The sequence below is a fragment of the Ensifer sp. GW823-FHT05D09 genome, from assembly GCF_058795755.1.
In genome coordinates this window covers 1-18,663 of record NZ_JBXAIA010000006.1, presented here as the reverse complement: position 1 = coordinate 18,663, position 18,663 = coordinate 1, and the positions used below count along the sequence as shown (strand labels likewise).

The 18,663-nt window shown below is 63.1% G+C and carries 17 protein-coding genes; 2 read left to right on the top strand and 15 right to left on the bottom strand.

Features of this window, described 5'->3' with window-relative positions:
- Nucleotides 1-12: 12 nt before the first annotated feature.
- The 8 genes from AC1Q80_RS17845 to AC1Q80_RS17810 form a co-directional block, all read right to left on the bottom strand.
- Complete coding sequence (locus tag AC1Q80_RS17845) at nt 13-603, bottom strand: ankyrin repeat domain-containing protein (protein ID WP_492361344.1); 591 nt, start codon at nt 601-603, stop codon at nt 13-15.
- Nucleotides 604-768: 165 nt separating this feature from the next.
- A complete protein-coding gene (locus AC1Q80_RS17840; RefSeq protein WP_209790577.1) occupies nt 769-1,428 on the bottom strand; it encodes an aspartate/glutamate racemase family protein in 660 nt (219 codons plus the stop codon).
- Nucleotides 1,425-2,888, bottom strand: coding sequence for an MFS transporter (locus tag AC1Q80_RS17835; protein WP_173418183.1), 1,464 nt, complete (start codon nt 2,886-2,888; stop codon nt 1,425-1,427). Before AC1Q80_RS17835 ends, AC1Q80_RS17840 begins: the two co-directional genes overlap by 4 nt.
- A gap of 327 nt (nt 2,889-3,215) precedes the next feature.
- Nucleotides 3,216-4,058, bottom strand: coding sequence for a MurR/RpiR family transcriptional regulator (locus AC1Q80_RS17830; protein WP_173418182.1), 843 nt, complete (start codon nt 4,056-4,058; stop codon nt 3,216-3,218).
- A 100-nt stretch (nt 4,059-4,158) separates the two neighbouring features.
- Nucleotides 4,159-5,079: a polyphosphate kinase 2 gene (gene ppk2, locus AC1Q80_RS17825; protein WP_492361343.1), complete on the bottom strand. Its 921-nt coding sequence runs from the start codon at nt 5,077-5,079 to the stop codon at nt 4,159-4,161.
- A 136-nt stretch (nt 5,080-5,215) separates the two neighbouring features.
- Complete coding sequence (locus AC1Q80_RS17820; protein WP_209790579.1) at nt 5,216-6,694, bottom strand: aldehyde dehydrogenase family protein; 1,479 nt, start codon at nt 6,692-6,694, stop codon at nt 5,216-5,218.
- 36 nt (nt 6,695-6,730) lie between these two features.
- Complete coding sequence (locus AC1Q80_RS17815; RefSeq protein ID WP_492361342.1) at nt 6,731-8,017, bottom strand: MFS transporter; 1,287 nt, start codon at nt 8,015-8,017, stop codon at nt 6,731-6,733.
- Between the two features lie 258 nt (nt 8,018-8,275).
- A complete protein-coding gene (locus tag AC1Q80_RS17810) occupies nt 8,276-8,764 on the bottom strand; it encodes a DMT family transporter (protein ID WP_209790581.1) in 489 nt (162 codons plus the stop codon).
- A gap of 89 nt (nt 8,765-8,853) precedes the next feature.
- Between AC1Q80_RS17810 and AC1Q80_RS17805 the strand changes: the two genes are divergently transcribed.
- A complete protein-coding gene (locus AC1Q80_RS17805) occupies nt 8,854-9,774 on the top strand; it encodes a LysR family transcriptional regulator (RefSeq protein ID WP_492361341.1) in 921 nt (306 codons plus the stop codon).
- A gap of 139 nt (nt 9,775-9,913) precedes the next feature.
- Here AC1Q80_RS17805 and AC1Q80_RS17800 read toward each other — a convergent pair whose 3' ends face one another.
- From AC1Q80_RS17800 to AC1Q80_RS17770, 7 genes are all read right to left on the bottom strand, one after another.
- The gene (locus tag AC1Q80_RS17800) at nt 9,914-10,957 is read right to left on the bottom strand and encodes a Tim44 domain-containing protein (protein WP_492361340.1); all 1,044 of its coding nucleotides are present in this window, start codon (nt 10,955-10,957) and stop codon (nt 9,914-9,916) included.
- Between the two features lie 141 nt (nt 10,958-11,098).
- Nucleotides 11,099-12,694: a GMC family oxidoreductase gene (locus AC1Q80_RS17795; protein ID WP_492361339.1), complete on the bottom strand. Its 1,596-nt coding sequence runs from the start codon at nt 12,692-12,694 to the stop codon at nt 11,099-11,101.
- 72 nt (nt 12,695-12,766) lie between these two features.
- Nucleotides 12,767-13,762 (bottom strand): branched-chain amino acid ABC transporter permease, encoded by a 996-nt coding sequence (locus AC1Q80_RS17790; protein ID WP_492361338.1) that lies wholly within the window; start codon nt 13,760-13,762, stop codon nt 12,767-12,769.
- Nucleotides 13,755-14,642: a branched-chain amino acid ABC transporter permease gene (locus AC1Q80_RS17785; RefSeq protein ID WP_173418174.1), complete on the bottom strand. Its 888-nt coding sequence runs from the start codon at nt 14,640-14,642 to the stop codon at nt 13,755-13,757. The genes AC1Q80_RS17790 and AC1Q80_RS17785 overlap by 8 nt, the downstream gene beginning before the upstream one ends.
- 3 nt (nt 14,643-14,645) lie before the next feature.
- The gene (locus AC1Q80_RS17780; protein WP_492361337.1) at nt 14,646-15,347 is read right to left on the bottom strand and encodes an ABC transporter ATP-binding protein; all 702 of its coding nucleotides are present in this window, start codon (nt 15,345-15,347) and stop codon (nt 14,646-14,648) included.
- 1 nt (nt 15,348) lies between these two features.
- A complete protein-coding gene (locus AC1Q80_RS17775) occupies nt 15,349-16,131 on the bottom strand; it encodes an ABC transporter ATP-binding protein (RefSeq protein ID WP_492361336.1) in 783 nt (260 codons plus the stop codon).
- 14 nt (nt 16,132-16,145) lie between these two features.
- On the bottom strand, nt 16,146-17,351 hold the full coding sequence (locus AC1Q80_RS17770) for an ABC transporter substrate-binding protein (protein WP_173418171.1): 1,206 nt from the start codon (nt 17,349-17,351) through the stop codon (nt 16,146-16,148).
- Between the two features lie 237 nt (nt 17,352-17,588).
- Here AC1Q80_RS17770 and AC1Q80_RS17765 point away from each other — a divergent pair, with 237 nt between their 5' ends.
- Nucleotides 17,589-18,536 carry a LysR family transcriptional regulator gene (locus tag AC1Q80_RS17765; RefSeq protein WP_173418170.1) on the top strand — a complete coding sequence of 316 codons (948 nt, stop codon included), beginning with the start codon at nt 17,589-17,591 and terminating at the stop codon, nt 18,534-18,536.
- The last annotated feature ends 127 nt before the right edge of the window (nt 18,537-18,663 follow it).

The following is an 18,663-nucleotide window of genomic DNA, read 5'->3' as shown; positions in this document are numbered from 1 at the left end:
CGCGCTCAGGCATCACTTCCGCTTGGTGCATTCGGTGTAGAGCCAGTCGCCGACGAGCTCGGCCTTCTGGCAGGTGGCGCCGGCTTTGAGCAGAAGCTCGGCTGCGTCCCAGTGCGAACGCCAGCCGGCCTGTGTCAGCGGTGTATAGCCGTTGCGTTCCTTCGCCTCGATCTCGGCCTTTTGTGCCAGCAGCACTGCCACGACGTCGGCGTGGCCTTCCTCGGCTGCCGCGTGCAGAGGCGACATATGGTAGAAGTTCTTGCTGTCGTTGACGTCGGCGCCCTTGGCGACGAGCAATTTGACGGTGTCGAGATTACCGCCATAGGCGGCCGCGTGCAGGGCGGTCAGCCCACCCTTGTTGCGGATCTCGATGTCGCAGCCGCGGTCGAGCAGCAGAGCGACCACTTGCGGTCGTCCGGCAAGGGATGCGACCAGCAAAGCGGGTTCACCGGCCATATCCGGCTCGGTGATGTCGGTTCCCTGATCCAGCAACAGTGTGACGCGCCCGATGTCGCCGTCTCTTGCCGCGTCATGCAAGGGACCTGCAAATGCCGCCGAGGTGAAGAACGCCAGCCCGGCGACAGAAGCACACAGATAGTTCATTGCGCCACCTCCGCCCCAGCTTCGGTTTTGCATGTAAGGACACTCGAAAATATCACAGAGTCCTTGCCGGCAACAAGGTCAATTGCCGGTTGGGGCAGAGCCCGAGCTTTTACGAGGGGGCGTCGCTTGGAGCCGGAGCCAGATAGAGTACGCTGAAATTGCGGGTCAGGCGTTGACCCGCATCAGGTCGAGCACGCGCTCCACCGCGCAGGGGATGGGTGCGATGATCGGCGTCGCAAAATGCGGCTGCAACTGTTCTGCCGCCTGGCCGAGCGGGCCGCCGCCGATGATGACGGCCTCGGCACCGTCGAGCTCGATGCATTGCCGCACCGCTTCGCCGAGCGCTTCCCGCAATCGCTTTTCATCACCGGCAAGGGCGAGCGGGTCGCCCGGCGTACAGCGGATGCCGGTGTACTGGCCGACAAGGCCGAGGTCGCGGGCACGATCGTCGATTGCCTCGATCAGCTCCGGCGTCGTGGTTGCGACGCCGAATTTGCGGCCGCCCCGCGCGGCCTCGATCATCGAGGCCTCGCAGATGCCGACGACCGGAATGTCGACCCCGGCTTTCAGGTCGGCGAGACCCGGGTCGCCGAAGGCGCTGACGATGATGCCGAGGCAACTGTCGTCGTGCGCCGCGCCGATCTCGATGACCTCGTCGGCCGCAGCGGTCAATTGCTGCGGCGTGACGATCATCGGCGGGTTCCGCTTGGCCGTGGCGACTGCCACGGCCAAGCGTCCGGTGACAGCCCGCTCGGCGATGGCGAGCATCATGCTGCTTGTCGCCTGCGAGCTGTTCGGGTTGATCAACAGGATATGCGCGGTCACGTTCTAACTTCCATGCCGACATTGATCTTGTTCGGTTCAGCCTTGGCGAGGTCGGCATCCGCCGGCTGGTCCAGGTCTTCCATCGACATGCCATAGGTCTCGGGGCCGAGCTGGATGCAGAAAGCGAAGACCGCATACATGCCGGCTGCCAGACCGAACACCCCGACCATGCCGTAGGTGTCGAACAGCATGCCGGAGATGGTCGGCACGAAGGAGCCAGCCGCCGATCCGGTCGCCAGGATGAGCGCGACGCCGAAGGCGCGGATGCGGGTCGGGAAAAGCTCAGGCGCGTAGATCCAGATCGAGGTGTTCAGCAAAAGCACGAAGAACTGGAAGATCGCTCCGAACATCAGGACGAGATAGATGTTGGTGCCGAGATAGGCGATCGAAATCGCTGCAAGGCAGGCAAAGACAGCACCTGTTGTCAGCACCTTCTTGCGCGGGAAGTAGTAGCCGAACATCGAGGCGGCGATGGCGCCGAGCACGCTGCCGCTCTGGATGATCATGCTGTAGAGCAGACTGCCCTGCAGCGTGTAGCCCATCGACACGAAGATGATGGGCATCAAGGTCAGCACCGACAGCTGCGCGCCGTAGCTCATGAGGATGGCGATCGCGACGGGAATGGTCCGGCCGATGAACGGTGCGCGGAAGAGCTCCTTCCAGTCGCTCTTGGCCGGTGCTTCGTCCTGGAGATGCTCCTTGGTCAGGTACTCCTCGACCTTGAGGTTGCGCGGCCGCAGCGACCCGGAGGCGAGAATCGACAGCACCTTGTTGGCCTCGTCGATCTTGCCTTGGGAGGCGAGGAAGCGCGGCGTCTCCGGCACGAAGCGGCGATAGAAGACCACCAGCAGCGCAGGCAGGGCCAAGGCTGCGAACAACCAGCGCCAGCTGTTTTCACCCGGGAAGAGCGTGAAGATCAAAAGGCCGAAGGCCGGCGCCAGGAAATTGCCGAAGCCGCCGGCACCGACATTGACGAGGCCGGCTGCGGTGCCACGGAATTTCGGCGAGCAGAATTCCGACAGCATCGTCACGGCGGTGGAGATCTCGCCGCCGACACCGAAGCCGACGATGGCGCGGGCAAAGCACAGCGCTGTGAAATTCGGCGCGAGCGCGCAGGCGGCCGAGCCGATGGTGAAGAGCAGGAGGTTGATCGTCAGCATCACGCGGCGGCCGTAGCGATCGCCGAGAATGCCCGACAGCAACCGGCCGAGAGCGGCGCTGCCGAAGGTGATGGTGTTGAGGAAGCCGATGTCGGTGCCGGTCAGGCCCCAATGTTCCTTCAGGATGGGACCGGCGACGCCGATGGTGTTCTGCTCGAAGCTGTCGAACAGGCAGCCGATCAGGACCAGGGCGATGATCTGCTTGTGGGCGCCGGTGACGCCGATCTTGGTGAAGGCTGATTCCAACTGTCGAATGACCGGCGAAGACTTGCCGGAAGGCACCATATTTTCCGCTGCCATGGTTTGTTCCCCTTTATGGCTTAACTGGCGTGAAAACTTAGTTTCATGATGTTACATCAAGAAATCATGGTTTCATACTGGAAATTTGCTTTGGAGCCGACGAACCGGACGTTTCACGCCTGACGAGCGCTGCTACCGTCCAGTACAATTCTTCTTCACAGCAATGCCATTGAGGAATGCAGATTTCGTGCCAGAGTAAAAGAAATCACAGTTTCGCTTTTATAATCAAATATATGAGCTTCTGTTCGCTCGCATTGCATCGATGAAATTATGATTTCACCTGATCGAAGAATGGACTGCTGTTTCAAGCAGGTGCCTAAACAACGGTCACAACTCTTCGAGCGCGTCGTTCAGCGCTTCGATGCCGCGCAGGCGGTTCCGGCCGGTGACACCGGCGGTTTCGATGCAGCGCGTTGTCAGGAGATGGCAGAGCGCCATGACGGAGACGTGGTTGAAAAGAGGGCCAGGGGCGAGCGTCTGGCAGCGGAAATGCCACTCGGCCTGGCTGAGGAAGGGCACGCCTTCGTCAGTGATGTAGAGCAGGCGTGCGCCGGACCTTTCCACTTGGCCGAGGAGCGTGTCCATCAGGGCGATGCGGCGGCGCAGGCCGAAGACGATGACCACGTCGTCGGGCGTGAAGCTGACGAGATGTTCCCCGAGCGTCTGGCCGCCGCCGGGAATGGCCGCGATGTTCTCGATCACCTGGGTCAGCTGCCATTGCAGATAGGTGGCGAAAGAATGGCTGGCGCGAAAGCCGATGACCCAGACTTTTCGCGCCTTGAGCAGCGCTGCCGACGCGGCGTTGATCTGCGTTTCGGAAATCGCCAGGAACGTCGCCTCGATGTTGGCGACGCCTTGGGCCACATGGGCGGTGACGGATTGTTCGCCGGCGGTATCGGCGCTTGTCGCCAGGAACAGCCGCGATCCCGTCTGCTTGTCGGCGCGCGCGTGGCGGCGCGCCTCCTCGTAGTTGTCATAGCCGAGCCGCTGGATGAACCGCGACACGGTTGCCTTCGACACATGCGCCAGAGCCGCCAGCTCCTGGGCGGAGTAGCTGGCGACCTCTCCAGGAAAATCGCAGAGAAAGTCTCCCAGGCGCCGCTCTGCCGGATGCAGTTCCGGCAGCACTTGGCGGACGCGGGTGAGGAAGGATCGCTCTTTGGGACTCATTACCAATTCCATGAAACCGTCGTTTCACGGACTGTCCGATTTCCGCGGAGTGTTGGCAAGGGCGCGAGGTCGCAAAGATACGGCCTCGCGCCCAGAGGCTTCAATACTTTGATGGCACGTAAAGTTCCGACGGCAGAACCTTGCGCTCATAATCCGGATTGAACACCCGCTCCGGCAGGGTGATCTCCTCGTGCGGCACGTCTTCATAGGGGATCTGCTGCAGCATGTGATCCATACAGTTCAGCCGCGCCCGCTTCTTGTCGTTGCCTTCGACGATGTGCCACGGTGCCTCGGGAATGTTGGTCCTGGCGAAGGTCTCTTCCTTGGCCTTGGTGTAGGCTTCCCAGCGTACGCGCGACTGCAGGTCCATCGGCGACAGCTTCCACTGCTTCAGCGGATCGTGGATGCGCACCAGGAAGCGCATCTGCTGCTCCTCGTCGGTGATCGAGAACCAGTACTTGACCAACCGGATGCCGGAGCGCACCAGCATGCGCTCGAATTCCGGAACGTCGTTGAAGAATTGCTCGACCTGGTCTTCGCTCGCAAAGCCCATGACGCGCTCGACGCCGGAACGGTTGTACCAGGAGCGGTCGAACAGCACGATCTCGCCGCCGGCCGGCAGATGCGGCACGTAGCGCTGGAAATACCATTGCGTCTTTTCACGGTCTGACGGGGCGGGCAGGGCTGCGACCCGGACGACACGCGGATTGAGGCGCTGGGTGATGCGCTTGATCACGCCGCCCTTGCCGGCCGAATCGCGCCCCTCGAAGATCACCACGACCTTCTCCTTGTGGTACACGACCCAGTCCTGCAGCTTGATCAGCTCGGACTGAAGCGCGATCAGCGCGCGAAAATAGTCGATGCGCGGCAGCGATGGCGGATGGCTCTTGCGGTAGATCTTGCGGATCTCTTCCGAAAGCGCCGGCTCGGAAAGCTCGAGCTCGTAGTCTTCGTCGAGCGTATCGGCGAGTTCCGCCTCCAGCCAGTCCTGCCCGTCGAAGTCGCCATTTGACCTGTTCATCACATCCCTCCAGCGCACAAGCGCGCAACCCGGTCGCACCGCGGCATGATGCGACCGTCCCTGGGCTTATTCCATAGCAGCATGAAGGGAATTTGACGCCGCCCTCTGTGGCCGGCGCCGCTGCTTGCGAGGCGCGCTATGCCTTGATGTACCAGCCCCAGGGCTCATCGGCGTCGAAGCTGGTGATCTGCTTGGTCTCAAGGTAGTTGGAGAGGCCCCAGCGGCCGAGCTCGCGGCCGATGCCCGACTGTTTGTAGCCGCCCCAGGGCGCCTCGGTGAAGGTCGGTTGCGAGCAGTTGACCCAGACGATGCCGGCGCGCAACGCACGGGCGACACGTTCGCAGCGTGCCTTGTCTGCCGACATGACGGCTGCGGCAAGGCCGAAGCGACTGTCGTTGGCCATGCGCACCGCATCCGCTTCGTCTGCAAACGGCTTGACGCAGACGACCGGCCCGAAGATTTCCTCGCGCCAGACATAGCTGTCTTCGCTCATGTCGGTCAGAACCGTCGGCTCGATGAAGTAGCCGCTGTTGAAGCCGGCCGGCCGGCCGCCGCCTGCCGCGATGGTCGCGCCGTCCTGGCGGGCGCGGTCGATGGCGGTCAGGATCTTGTCATACTGCCCCTTGGAAACGATCGGCCCGAGCAGCGTGCCGTCGTCGAGGCCATTGCCGATCTTGATCTTGGCCACCTCTTCGCAGAGCCGCTTCACGACGGCCTCGTAGATCGGCTCCTCGACGAGCACGCGCGAGGTTGCCGAGCAGACCTGCCCCTGGTTCCAGAAGATACCGAACATGATCCATTCGACGGCTCTATCGATATCGCTGTCGGCAAAAACCACGAAGGGCGACTTGCCGCCGAGCTCGAGGCTGATGTTCTTGATGTCCTGGGCGCCGGCCATCATTACCTTTCGCCCTGTTGGCACCGAGCCGGTGAAGGCGAGCTTGTCGACCAGCGGATGCTCGGTCAGCGGCTGGCCGGCATCCTGCCCGGTGCCGGTGATGATGTTGAGCACACCCGGCGGAAGCTCGATCTCCTCGGCAATGGCGCCGAGTTCCAAAGCCGTCAGCGGCGTCAGTTCCGACGGCTTGAGCACGATGGTGCATCCGGCGGCAAGCGCCGGCGCCACCTTCCAGGAGACCATCAGCAACGGATAGTTCCAGGGCGTGATTGCGCCGACGATCCCGAGCGGCTCGCGAATGGCGCGAGCGGTGAAGCGGTTGTCGCCGACGGCGATCGTTTCCTCGGGGTTGGCGTCGAGTTCTTCGGCAAGGCCTGCATAATAGCGAAAGCAGCCGGCGGCATCGTCGATATCCCAAAGCGCTTCCGGCAACGGCTTGCCGTTGTCGGTGACCTCAAGACGCGCCAGCGCATGGCGTCGTTCCTCGATCTTCTCGGCAATGGCCCGCAGATAGACCGCCCGCTCGGTGCCGGTGAGCTTCGGCCATGGGCCACTGTCGAAGGCGATGCGGGCAGCTTTGACGGCGCGGTCGATGTCGTCATAGGTGGCCGCCGGCGCGCGGTGGATGACCTCCTCGGTCGCCGGATCGATCACGTCGAGCGTCCCACCGCGCCGCGGCTTTTCCCATTTTCCGTCGATGAACAACTTGTCCCGCATGCCAGTCCCCTCATTTCAGCCCGGCAGAGTATGGCCCTAGCGGTGGCCGTCGCGCCAGCCGCCGGTCGTACTTTTTTCGGCAATCTTGCTTTCTGCGTCGGGACTTAGGTCCTCGAGCGTCGTTTTGACACGCGGCCTCCACACCAGGAACGGAAGAACGGGAAGTATGGCGCCGGCACTGGCAGCGAACCAGAATTGTTGCAACGTCATCCAGCCGGCGCTGTGCAATATTCCGGTGAGGACACCCGCCACCATGAACAGGTCCATCAACGGCAGGCTCAGCGCATAGAAGACCGCCTGGCGCTCGAGGCTCAGCCGCTGCTGGATGATCGTGAAATAGGCGGCAAAGGCCACCATTTCGGGGATGCCGCCGACAATCAGCATCGCCGCCGCCAGTGCATGGCTCGGGGCGAAAACCAGCGCAAGTGTCGTCACCCCTTCAAGAAGACTTGCGACGAGATAGGCGGTCAGCAGCGACGGCGTACCGATCAACGTTCTCGCCAGGTGGCTTGAGACGAGTGCGCCGAGAACAGCGCCGGCCCCTTGCGCTGCCAACAGCACAGTCCACATGGACGGACCAAGCCCGAACTGGTCGTGATTGAGCCAGAAGAGAAAGGGTTGCAGCGCTCCGAGGGAGATCATGTAGCCGAGAGCGGGTAGAACGAGCGCCAAGAGTATCGGGTTTTCGCGCAACGTTGCGGCCGCTACCCGGAAAAGGCCGGTTGTGTGTGCCGGATCCGGCGCGAGCCGCTTTTGCCCTGCTGCCACATTGCCCCAACCAAGGGCAATTGCCGCCAAGAGGTGGCCGATGGCAAGTGCCGGAAAAGCCAGGGCAGGGGACGCGATGGTTAGCACGAGGCCTGCGGCCGGCGGACCGAAAATCTTGGCCAGCCGGTCGATCGTCTGAAACGCGGTGTTTGCTTCCATGTTGCGGCCGGCGGGTACGACCGCGGCGCGCAGCGCCAACAGGCCGGGGACAACAACAGTGTCTGCGAGGCCCATGATCAGAACCATGATCTGCAGCGTACCCGCGTGCTCGAAGGCGGCGACAACGACAAGGCACAGTGCAGTGACGATGAGCCCGGTGCCAACGGCTGTGTGTGGACCGGCGCGTCGGATCAACCCGGCGGCAACCGGCGCGAACAGAATGCGCGGCGCGAGCCTGAGCGCGAGGCTGCCGACAAGTTCTGCGCCGGTGCCGAACCGTTGCGCGACGAGAAGCGGCAGCGCCGCGACCAACATCCAGGAGCAGAATGAATAGAAGGCAAAAGCGAAGCCGACGCGCCGGAAGGCGCCCGATTTCCAGAGAGATGGAGAATTCATGATGAGCCCGATTGGCAGTCGATAGCCTCGTGCTCCCGACAATCGCGGCAACCGCTTTTGGCGGGCAGCGAATTCAGGAGAAGGAGATCAATCGAACAACAGAAACCAGCCCGTGGGACACGGGCGACTTTGGGCTCGTTGCAACAAGCCCCGCCTTGCGGGGCTCGTCACGCCATCAGGTGTGGTTCGCTCGACATGGGCACTGACTAGCATCATTGCGGCGACAGCGGCAAGAATTACGGTGGCAGGTGTACACGATCAACGGGTCTGGCTTGCGAGTGCCGGTAGGGCGCTTGCAAGCTGCGTGATCACCATTCCGCCGACGATCAGCGCAACGCCGATCAGACGGGCGACACTGGCAGGTTTTTCCGGGAAGCCCATCAGGCCGAAGTGGTCAATGACAATTGAGACCGCCATCTGACCGGCAATGACGGCAACGATGAAGCTGGCGGCGCCAAGTTTCGGAGCGAGCAGCAGAGCGGCGGTGATGTAGATGACGCCGGCCGCGCCGCCGATCCAGATCCACCAGGGACCCTTCATGGTTTCGCCGAGCGTTGGCATCGGCACACGGAATGCGATCATGATGGGAATGATGAGAGCGAGGCTGACACCGAGCGAAACGACAGTGGCCCATAGGGGGTGGCCGATGAGGCGGCCGAGCATGGCGTTGGCGCCGGCCTGGAACGGCACGACCGCTCCGGCGAAGACGGCGGCGAGGATGAGGAGGAGGGACCCAGCATTTGGCATGACGATATTCCGATCTGTTTGACGGCTTGATGCTCCATCATTCGAAACAGGAATGGAAATTCTGATCTTGCACAGTCTATATTCGCAATATGAATAGTTTGGCCGGAATCGACCTGAACCTGCTCGTCGTGCTCGATGCCCTTCTGGCCGAGCGCCACGTGTCGCGTGCCGCCCTGCGCCTCAACAAGAGCCAGCCTGCGGTCAGCCACGCACTGGCGCGCCTGCGCCATCTTTTCGATGATCCCCTGCTGGTGCGGCATGGCGGACGGTTGGAGCCGACCCTGCGGGCGCTCGAAATCGCGCCGCAACTCACTGACGCTATGGGCAGGATGCGGTCGTTGCTGACGCCGGCAGGTTTTGATCCGGCAACGGAGCGGCATGTGTTCCGGCTGGCGATGTCGGACTATGGCGCGGCGGTGCTGCTGCCGAAGCTGATGGCGACCTTACGGATCGAAGCGCCGCACGTCGACCTGATCGTCAGTCAGGCGAGCCGCGAGGTCATGGCCTCGCAGGTCACCGAAGGCGAGATCGATCTGGCGCTCGGCGTCTTTCCGACCCACGGCGAAGGTATCCGGTCATCGTTGCTGTTCACTGAAAGCTTTGCCTGCCTTGCAGATGCGTCGCAGCTTGCCGGATTGCCGGCCATGGACCTTGGCGACTATCTCGCCCGACCGCATGTGCTGGTGTCGTTGCGCGGTGATGTCGGCAACGAGATCGACCTTGCGCTGGCAATCACAGGAAAGTCGCGCCGCATCTGTCTTGCTATCCCCCACTGGAGTGTTGCGCCCGGCCTGGTGCGTGGGACGGATCTCGTCCTGACCGTGGCACGCCGTATCCTGCCGCAGGGGGATGGCCATGGCCTGGCCGTTTTCGAGCCGCCCTTTGCCATTCCGCCGTTCGACTTCGAGCAGATCTGGCATCGGCGCCGCGATGGCGATCCCGGGCATCGCTGGTTGCGGGGGCTTGTCTCTCGCATTCTCGGTGATGTGGGGCCGACTGCCGATCATTGACGCGGGTGGCGCTCGCCGCCCTTGTCTCGGGGACCGACTGATCCGCATATCCCCCGCGCCGTCGCCGGTACGTGCAGGTCAAAAAAAGACCCGGTCGGATGGGCCGGCCGGGTCTCAAAGGTTTAGCGTGCTGATTTTGTCATGCGTGTCCGACGCCCTGGATCGCCGAGACCTGCCATTCGCCGTTGGCCTTGCGCACGAAGGTCCAAAGCTCGACGGCTTCCGTCAGATTGTCCGGATCGCCGCTGATCACCTTGCCGGTCGTACGGTCGCGCATCACGTCGATGCTCTCGTAGCGCATCGCGACCGTCGCGAAGTCGGTGCCGTTTTCCGACCAGGCTTCGGCGACATCGCCCTGCACGAGATGGACGTCGGTGACGTCGTTCTTGACGCCGCTGGTGGCGTTGTCGCTCAGTTCCTCGGCGAGGTAGGACATGGCTTCCGGTGTCGTCAGGCGGCGCAGGGTGCCGTAGTCCTCGGCAGCATAGGCCGCCTGGACGTCCTTCAGCATCTTCTCGAACTGTTCGAGGTCCGACTGGCCGATGCCGATTTCATCGGCCGGGCCTTCCGCTGTGGCGGCCGGTGTCGGTGCGACGTTCGGGCGGGTGTTCACCTGCCCATTTGCCTGGCCACCGCCGATGCTCGGGATCTTGAACGACGGCATGCCGCTCGACGGCGACTGGGCCGACGACCGCTCGGACGGGCCGGCATAGGCCGTCTGCTGACGGTTGCGGCCGAAGAAGCGCATGGCGAGCATGATCACGCCGCCGATCAGGAGCATCTGCACGATCAGGCCGAGGAAGCCGGCAGCACCGCCGAAGCCACCGCCCATCAGCATGCCGATGAGGCCGCCGACCATGAGGCCGCCGAGAAGGGAGCCGCCGAAGCCGCTGAAGAAGCCGGGGCGAGCGTTGGGCGTGTTGGCAGCGCCTGGACGCGTCTGGGCGGCGCCCGGTGTGGCCGTCGTCGGGCCGGCGTCCTGGCGCGGCGTCATCGAGCGGTCGATCGGTGCCGCGTTGGTCGGCGCGGTGCGGGTGACGGGCGGCTGCGAAAAGGTGCGTGTCCCGCGGCTGCCGAAGCCGCCGCCGGAGCGCCGTGCCTCGGCGACATCCACAACCGTGAGCCCGACCGTGAGACCAATCGCCATCATCGCCAGAGCTCGTCCAAAACGCTGCATTGCCATTCAAACCCCTTATAGTGCTTGGGCCCGATGAGGGCCGTTGCTGGTTCATATAGAGGTTCCGGTCCCGGATTTTAAGGTTTTCGCGTCGCTTTTGGTCCGCTTTACCGTAATCGCGACCGCGAATTCGGCCCGAACAAGCCCTCAGCGGTTGGATTCGAGGATCATCGCCGCTGCCTTCTCGGCAATCATGATCGTCGGCGAATTGGTGTTGCCCGAGGTGATCGTCGGCATGATCGAGGCATCGGCAATCCTCAAGCCCTGCAGCCCGCGCAGGCGCAATTCCGGATCGACGACGCTTGCCGGGTCCGTGCCCATCCGGCAGGTGCCGACCGGATGGAAGATCGTCGTGCCGATATCGCCGGCGGCGCGACGCAGATCCTCGTCGTTCTCATAGGACGGCCCCGGCTTGAACTCGACCGGGTTGAAACAGTTGAAGGATGGTTGGGCGACGATGCGGCGCGTCAGGCGAATGGAACGGACCGCGACATCGCGGTCGGCCTCGGTCGACAGATAGCGTGGGCGGATGTCGGGCGCTGCGGCAAAATCCGGTCCCTTCAGGTGCACCGAGCCTCGGCTTTCAGGCCGCAGATTGCAGACGCTGGCGGTGATCGCCGGGAAGGGATGAACCGGCTCGCCGAACTTTTCGAGCGACACCGGCTGGACGTGATATTGCAGGTCCGGTGTTTCTTTCTCCGGGCCGGACCGGGTGAAGATGCCGAGCTGGCTCGGTGCCATCGCCATCGGGCCGGAGCGCCTCGCCAGATATTCAAGGCCGATCGCCGCCTTGCCGAACAATGTGCTTGCCTTCTCGTTCAACGTCGGCACGCCGGTCACCTTATAGGCGAGGCGCAGTTGCAGGTGATCCTGCAGGTTTTCGCCGACGCCTGCCATCTCGTGCCGGACCTCGACGCCGTTGTCCAGCAGGACATCTCCGCGGCCGATGCCCGAGAGCTCCAGGATCTGCGGCGAGCCGATGGCGCCGGCGGAAAGAACGGTTTCGCGCCGACAGCGCGCCCGCTTGACCCCGCCGTCGTGCTGGAATTCGACGCCGGCGATACGCCCTTCCTCGATCACCAGCCGGCGAACATGCGCCTTCGTCAGAACAGTGAGATTGCGCCGGTTGCGGGCGGGCCGAAGAAACGCCTTGGCGGTGTTCCAGCGGATGCCGGAGCGCTGGTTGACGTCGAAATAGCCAGATCCCTCATTGTTGCCGCGGTTGAAATCGGCGGTTTCCGGGATGCCGGCCTCGGTCGCCGCCTTCTGGAAGGCGTCGAGCACCGCCCAGCGCACACGCGCCTTTTCCACCCGCCATTCGCCGCCGGCGCCATGCATCTCATCGGCGCCGCGATAGTGGTCTTCCGACTTGCGGAAATGCGGCAGGACATCGTCCCAGCCCCAACCGGTGCAGCCCAGCTGGCGCCAGTGATCATAGTCGCGCGCCTGGCCGCGCATATAGATCATGCCGTTGATCGACGAGCAGCCGCCGAGCACCTTGCCGCGTGGATAGCCGAGCGCCCGGCCATTCAGCCCCTCTTCGGCGGCTGTGGTGAAACACCAATCGGTGCGGGGGTTGTTGATGCAATAGAGGTAGCCGACCGGGATGTGGATCCAGTGATAGTTGTCGCTGCCGCCGGCCTCGAGCAGCAGGACGCGGCGGTCCCGGTTTTCGGAAAGGCGGTTCGCCAGAACGCAGCCGGCGCTGCCCGCTCCGACGACGATATAGTCGAACGTGTCCATGGGCTCACTCTTCCTGTCGATGCCCGGTCCGGCCGAAGGCGGGGACCGGGCCGGCTCGCTTGCCCGAGGGCCTTAGTGCCGATGCTCAAAGCCGAGCTTGCGACCCAGCCTTGAATTGTAGAACTCGCCAACGATGCCGCGCCGGAACAGAAGCACGCAGACCATGAAGACCAGGCCGGTGATGATGGTGACCGGGAATTCGGAGGTGGCAAGATAGTTCTGCAAGGTCACGACCAGACCGGCGCCGAACAGCGGTCCGATCAGCGTGCCGATACCGCCGAGCAGGGTCATGAGGATGACCTCGCCAGACATCTGCCAGCTGACATCAGTCAGCGTTGCGAACTGGAAGACCAGCGCCTTGACGCCGCCGGCAAGGCCGGTGAGGGCGGCCGACATGACGAAGGCGGCGAGCTTGTAATTGCGCACGGAATAGCCGAGCGACACGGCGCGTGTCTCGTTCTCGCGGATCGATTTCAGGATCATGCCGAAGGGCGAATGGATGATCCGCCAGATGATGGCGACGCCGATGATGAACACGCCCAGCACGAAGTAGTACATGTTCGTCGACTGGCTGAGATCGATGAAGCCGAAGAGATGGCCGCGCGGCACGGACTGGATGCCGTCCTCGCCCTTGGTGAATTCGGCCTGCAGGCAGAAGAAGTAAAACATCTGCGCCAGCGCCAGCGTGATCATGGCGAAATAGATGCCTTGCCGGCGAATGGCGAGATAACCGATGATCGCGCCGAGAAACGCCGCCCCGGCGACACCGACCAGAATGCCGAGTTCCGGCGGCAGCCCCCATTCCTTCACCGCATGCGCGGTGAAATAGGCGGCCCCGCCGAAGAAGGCCGCATGCCCGAACGAGAGCAGGCCGGTGTAGCCGAGCAGCAGGTTGAAGGCGCAGGCAAACAGTGCGAAGCACAGAAGCTTCATCAGGAAGACGGGATAGAAGAACAACGGTGCGAGGACCAGCAGCGCCAGACCGGCCGCCAGGATAATCGTCTGCACGACGACCGGCTTCTTTTCGCTTGGCTTATCGATATCGAGTGTCAGTGTCATATCAAACATCCCGGCCGAAGAGGCCTGCAGGCCGTATCAGGAGAACGATGGCCATGATCACGAAGATCACGATGTTGGAGGCTTCGGGGTAGAACACCTTGGTCAGGCCCTCGGCGACGCCAAGCAGGTAGCCGGTGACGATCGCGCCCATGATCGAGCCCATGCCACCGACCACCACCACGGCGAAGACGACGATGATGATGTTGGAGCCCATCAACGGCGAGACCTGGTAGATCGGGGCGGCAAGCACGCCGGCAAGGGCGGCCAAGGCAGCGCCGAGCGCATAGGTCAGCGTCAGCAGGAACGGCACGTTGATGCCGAAAGACTGGACGAGGATGGGGTTTTCGGTGGCGGCGCGCAGATAGGAGCCGAGCTTGGTCTTCTCGATCACAAGCCAGGTGCCGATGCACACGACGAGCGAGAAGGCGATCACCCAGCCTCGATAGATGGGCAGGAACATGAAGCCGAGATTGGTGCCGCCGGCAAGGGCTGCCGGCGTCGCATAGGGCTGGCCCGAGGCGCCATAGAGATAGCGGAACGTGCCTTCGATCGTTAGCGCCAAGCCGAAGGTGAAGAGCAGGCCGTAGAGCGGATCGAGCGTATAGAGCCGCCGCAACATCGTACGTTCGATGATCGCGCCGACAACGCCGACGGCAAGCGGTGCGATAACGAGCGCCGGCCAGTAGCCGATGCCGAAATAGGACAAAAGCAACCAGGCGAAGAAGGCGCCAAGCATGTATTGCGCGCCATGGGCGAAGTTGATGACGCGCAACAGGCCGAAGATGATCGCCAGGCCGAGGCTCAGGAGCGCATAGAACGAGCCGTTGATAAGGCCGATGAGCAGTTGGCCCAGGAGGGCCTGCAGCGGAATTCCAAAAATCATGGTCATGGCTCAGACCCCCAGCACATCGTGCAGCATGTCCATGCGGGCGGAGAGTTCCGAAACGGGAAACTCGCCGACCATGCGGCCATGGTCCATCAGGTAGAAACGGTCGGCAACCTTGCTGGCGAAGCGAAAGTTCTGTTCGACCAGCAGAACGGTCATGCCGCGCGCCTTCAAGGTCTTCAGCACGTCGCCGATGCGCTGGACGATGACGGGGGCAAGGCCCTCGGTCGGTTCGTCGAGCAGCATCATGCGCACGCCGGTTCTCAAGATCCGGGCGATCGCCAGCATCTGCTGCTCGCCGCCGGAAAGCTTGGTGCCGGGGCTGTTGCGGCGCTCGTGCAGGTTAGGAAAGAGCTCGAAGATTTCGTCGACGGTCATGCCACCCTTGGCGACCGCCGGTGGCAGCAGCAGGTTTTCGTAGACGGAGAGCGTCGAAAAGATGCCGCGCTCTTCGGGGATGAAGCCGAGGCCACGGTGGGCGACCCGGTGCAGCGGCACCTTGATCAGGTCTTCGCCGGCGAAATCGATCGTTCCCTTGCGATTGCGGACGATGCCCATGATCGAGCGCAGGGTGGTGGTCTTGCCGACGCCGTTGCGTCCGAGCAGGGTGACCATCTCGCCTTCGCCGACGGTCATGTCGACGCCGTGAAGGATGTGACTTTCGCCGTACCAGGCGTTGAGGCCGGAGACTTTCAGAAGTGGTTTCATCTCAGGCCTCCTCGGTGCCCATATAGGCGGTGCGCACCCGCGGATCGGCCGATACTTTTGCGTAGTCGCCCTCGGCCAGGATCTCGCCGCGTTGCAGCACCGTGACGTGATGGCAGAGCGTCGAGACGACGGAGAGATTGTGCTCGACCATCAGCACGGCGCGTTCACGCGCCACTTCGCGGATGATCTCGGCGACCATGCCCACATCCTCGTGGCCCATGCCGGCCATCGGCTCGTCGAGCAAAAGCACCTTCGGGTCGAGCGCCAGGGTCGTGGCGATCTCAAGCACCCGCTTGCGGCCATAGGACAGATCGGCGGCGACCGCATTCCTCTCCTTGTCGAGGCCGACGGAGCGGATCAGTTGATCGGCCTTGGCGATGAGACCGTCGAGTGCCGACATCGGCTTCCAGAACTGGGTCGCAAGGCCGTTCGGCCGCTGCAGCGCCACGCGCACATTGTCGAGCACGCTCATGTGCGGAAACACCGCCGAGATCTGGAACGAGCGCACCAGGCCCATGCGCGCCACCTTGTCGGGCGCCATGCGGGTGATGTCTTCGCCCAAGAGCGTGATCGTACCACCGGTCGGCTGCAGGAACTTGGTCAGGAGATTGAAGACCGTCGTCTTGCCGGCGCCGTTCGGGCCGATCAGTGCATGCACGCGGGCATGGTGGACGTCGAGGTCGACGTTGTTGACGGCGGTAAAGCCGCCAAAATCGCGACGGAGACCGCGGGCGGACAAAACCACCCGCGGCGCTCCATTCTGTTGTGGCAAGGCGGCGGTCATCGCGATCCGACCGCTCACGACTTCACGAGGTCGCAGCCGCTCTTGGCCGGATCGATGAAGGCTTCCGAACCGGGGATGGTGGCGAGCACCTTGAAATAGTCCCAGGGCTCCTTGCTTTCGTCCGGCTTCTTCACTTCCAGCAGGTACATGTCATGGATCATCCGGCCGTTCTCGGCGACCTTGCCGTTTTCGGCAAAGACGTCGTTGACGGGCAGCGCGCGCAGTTCCTTGGAAACGGCATCGCCGTCATCGCTGCCGGCCTTCTCGATCGCCTTCAGATAGGACAGCACGGCCGAATAGGTACCGGCGTGAACCATGTTCGGCATCTTGCCGGTGCGCTCCATGAAGCGCTTGCCGAACTTTGCCGTTTCTTCGTTGCGGTTCCAGTAGAAGCCTTCGGTGAGCGTCAGGCCTTGCGCCGCCTCGAGGCCGAGGCCGTGGACTTCGGCAAGCGTGAACAGGAGCGCCGCCAAGCGCTGGCCGCCCTGGACGATGCCGAATTCGGCCGCCTGCTTGATGGCGTTGGAAGTGTCGAGGCCGGCATTGGCAAGGCCGATCACCTTGGCGCCCGACGACTGCGCCTGCAGCAGGAACGAGGAGAAGTCGGTGGTCGCCAGCGGATGGCGGACGGACCCGACGACGGTGCCGCCGTTTTCCTTGACATAGTTGCCGGTGTTTTCCTCGAGCGAATAGCCGAAGGCGTAGTCGGCGGTCAGGAAGAACCAGCTGTCGCCGCCCTGTTTGACCAGCGCGCCGCCGGTGCCGACGGCCAGAGCATGGGTGTCATAGGCCCAGTGGAAACCATAGGGCGAGCACTGCTTGCCGGTGAGTTCGGTGGTGGCAGCGCCGGTGTTGATGGTGATCTTCTTCTTTTCCTTCGACAGCGCCTGGACGGCGAGGCCGACAGACGAGCTTGTCAGCTCCATGATGCTGTCGACCTGCTCGGTGTCATACCATTGCCGGGCGATGTTGGAGGCGATGTCGGCCTTGTTCTGGTGGTCGGCGGTAATCACTTCCACGGGAACACCCAGAACCTTGCCGCCGAAGTCCTCGACCGCCATCAGCGCGGCCTCGTAGGAAGACTTGCCGCCGAAGTCGGCATAGACGCCGGACTGGTCGTTCAGGATGCCGATCTTGACCTTGCCGTCGGATGCGTCGGCGAATGCGGCCGTGCTGCCGGCAAGCATCATGGCGAATGCGGTGAGCAGTTTCTTCGTCATCGTGTCCTCCTCCAAGGGTCAGCAGGCAGGGACTGGCAACACGAAATGGCGTGTCGCTCCGGCAAAGCGCGTGGCATTGCCGGACCGTCAGTCCCGTTCTGTTCAAATTTGGCCAGACATGCTCCTCAGATGTCGGCTCCGGCGTTACAATCCGGAAAAAACCGCTTGGATGCAAGCGCTGTCGCCCGTAAATTGCAAACAGGGTCTGTTCATTTTCGAACAGATGGGGGCAGCGAGATGAATCCGAACTTCACCTGGGACGATCTGCAGTTCTTTCTGGCGGTCGCGCGCACCGGGCAACTGTCGACGGCGGCGCGAAGGCTCAGAACCAGCCATGCGACCGTGTCGCGGCGCATCGACCGGCTGGAATTCGCCCTCAAGGTCAAGCTGTTCGAGCGCAATCCGCGCGGCTACGTGCTGACGGCGATCGGCCAGCGCTTCGTCGAGACCGCCGAACGCATCGAGCGCGAGACCGAGCAGCTTCAGCTCGACATCAGCGACGGTCTGACGGCGCAGCGCGGCGTGGTGCGGCTGAGCACGCTCGAAGGGTTCGGCAACTTCTTCCTGTCGGATCGGCTGTCGAGCTTTGCCGCGACCTATCCGAACATCTCGCTGGAACTGGTGGCGATCCAGCAGATCATGTCGCTGTCGCGCAAGGAGGCGGACCTGTCGGTGGCGCTGACCGCGCCGAAGGCCGGTCCCTATCACTCCGAGGTGCTGACGCCCTATACGCTGCATGTCTATGGCTCGCGCAGCTATCTTGCCAGCCACCCGCCGATCAGGAGCCGCAACGATCTCGCCGCCCATCGCTTCGTCGGCTACATCGAAGACATGATTTTTGCGCCCGGGCTCGATTATCTCGGCGAGATCCAGCCGGGCCTCAGGGCGCATTTCCAGAGCTCGAGCATCCTCACGCAGTTGAAGGCCGTGCGCCAGGGGCTGGGTCTGTGCGTGTTGCCGCATTTCATGGCGCGCGACGAAAAGGACATCGAGATCGTACTGCCCGACGAGGTCGAGCTGAAGCGCACCTACTGGATGATCTGCCACCGCGATCTGGTCGCCGTGCCGCGGGTGCGTGCGGTGCGCGAGTTCCTGATGCAGATCGTGCGGGAGAACTGGGGCCATTTCAGCCGCGAAAGGCCGCTCGCGGCAGCGCCGGTGGGCCAGATCCTGCAGCCGCGATAGAGCGCCCAGGCTACCCCTCATCGTTTTCTGCCGTGTTCGGTGATGTGAGCGCCGAAATCTGCAGAGGATTTGGATGTCGTTCGCCCTGTTGATAACTCCCTCATGAATTTCCTTTGTATTTTCAGTT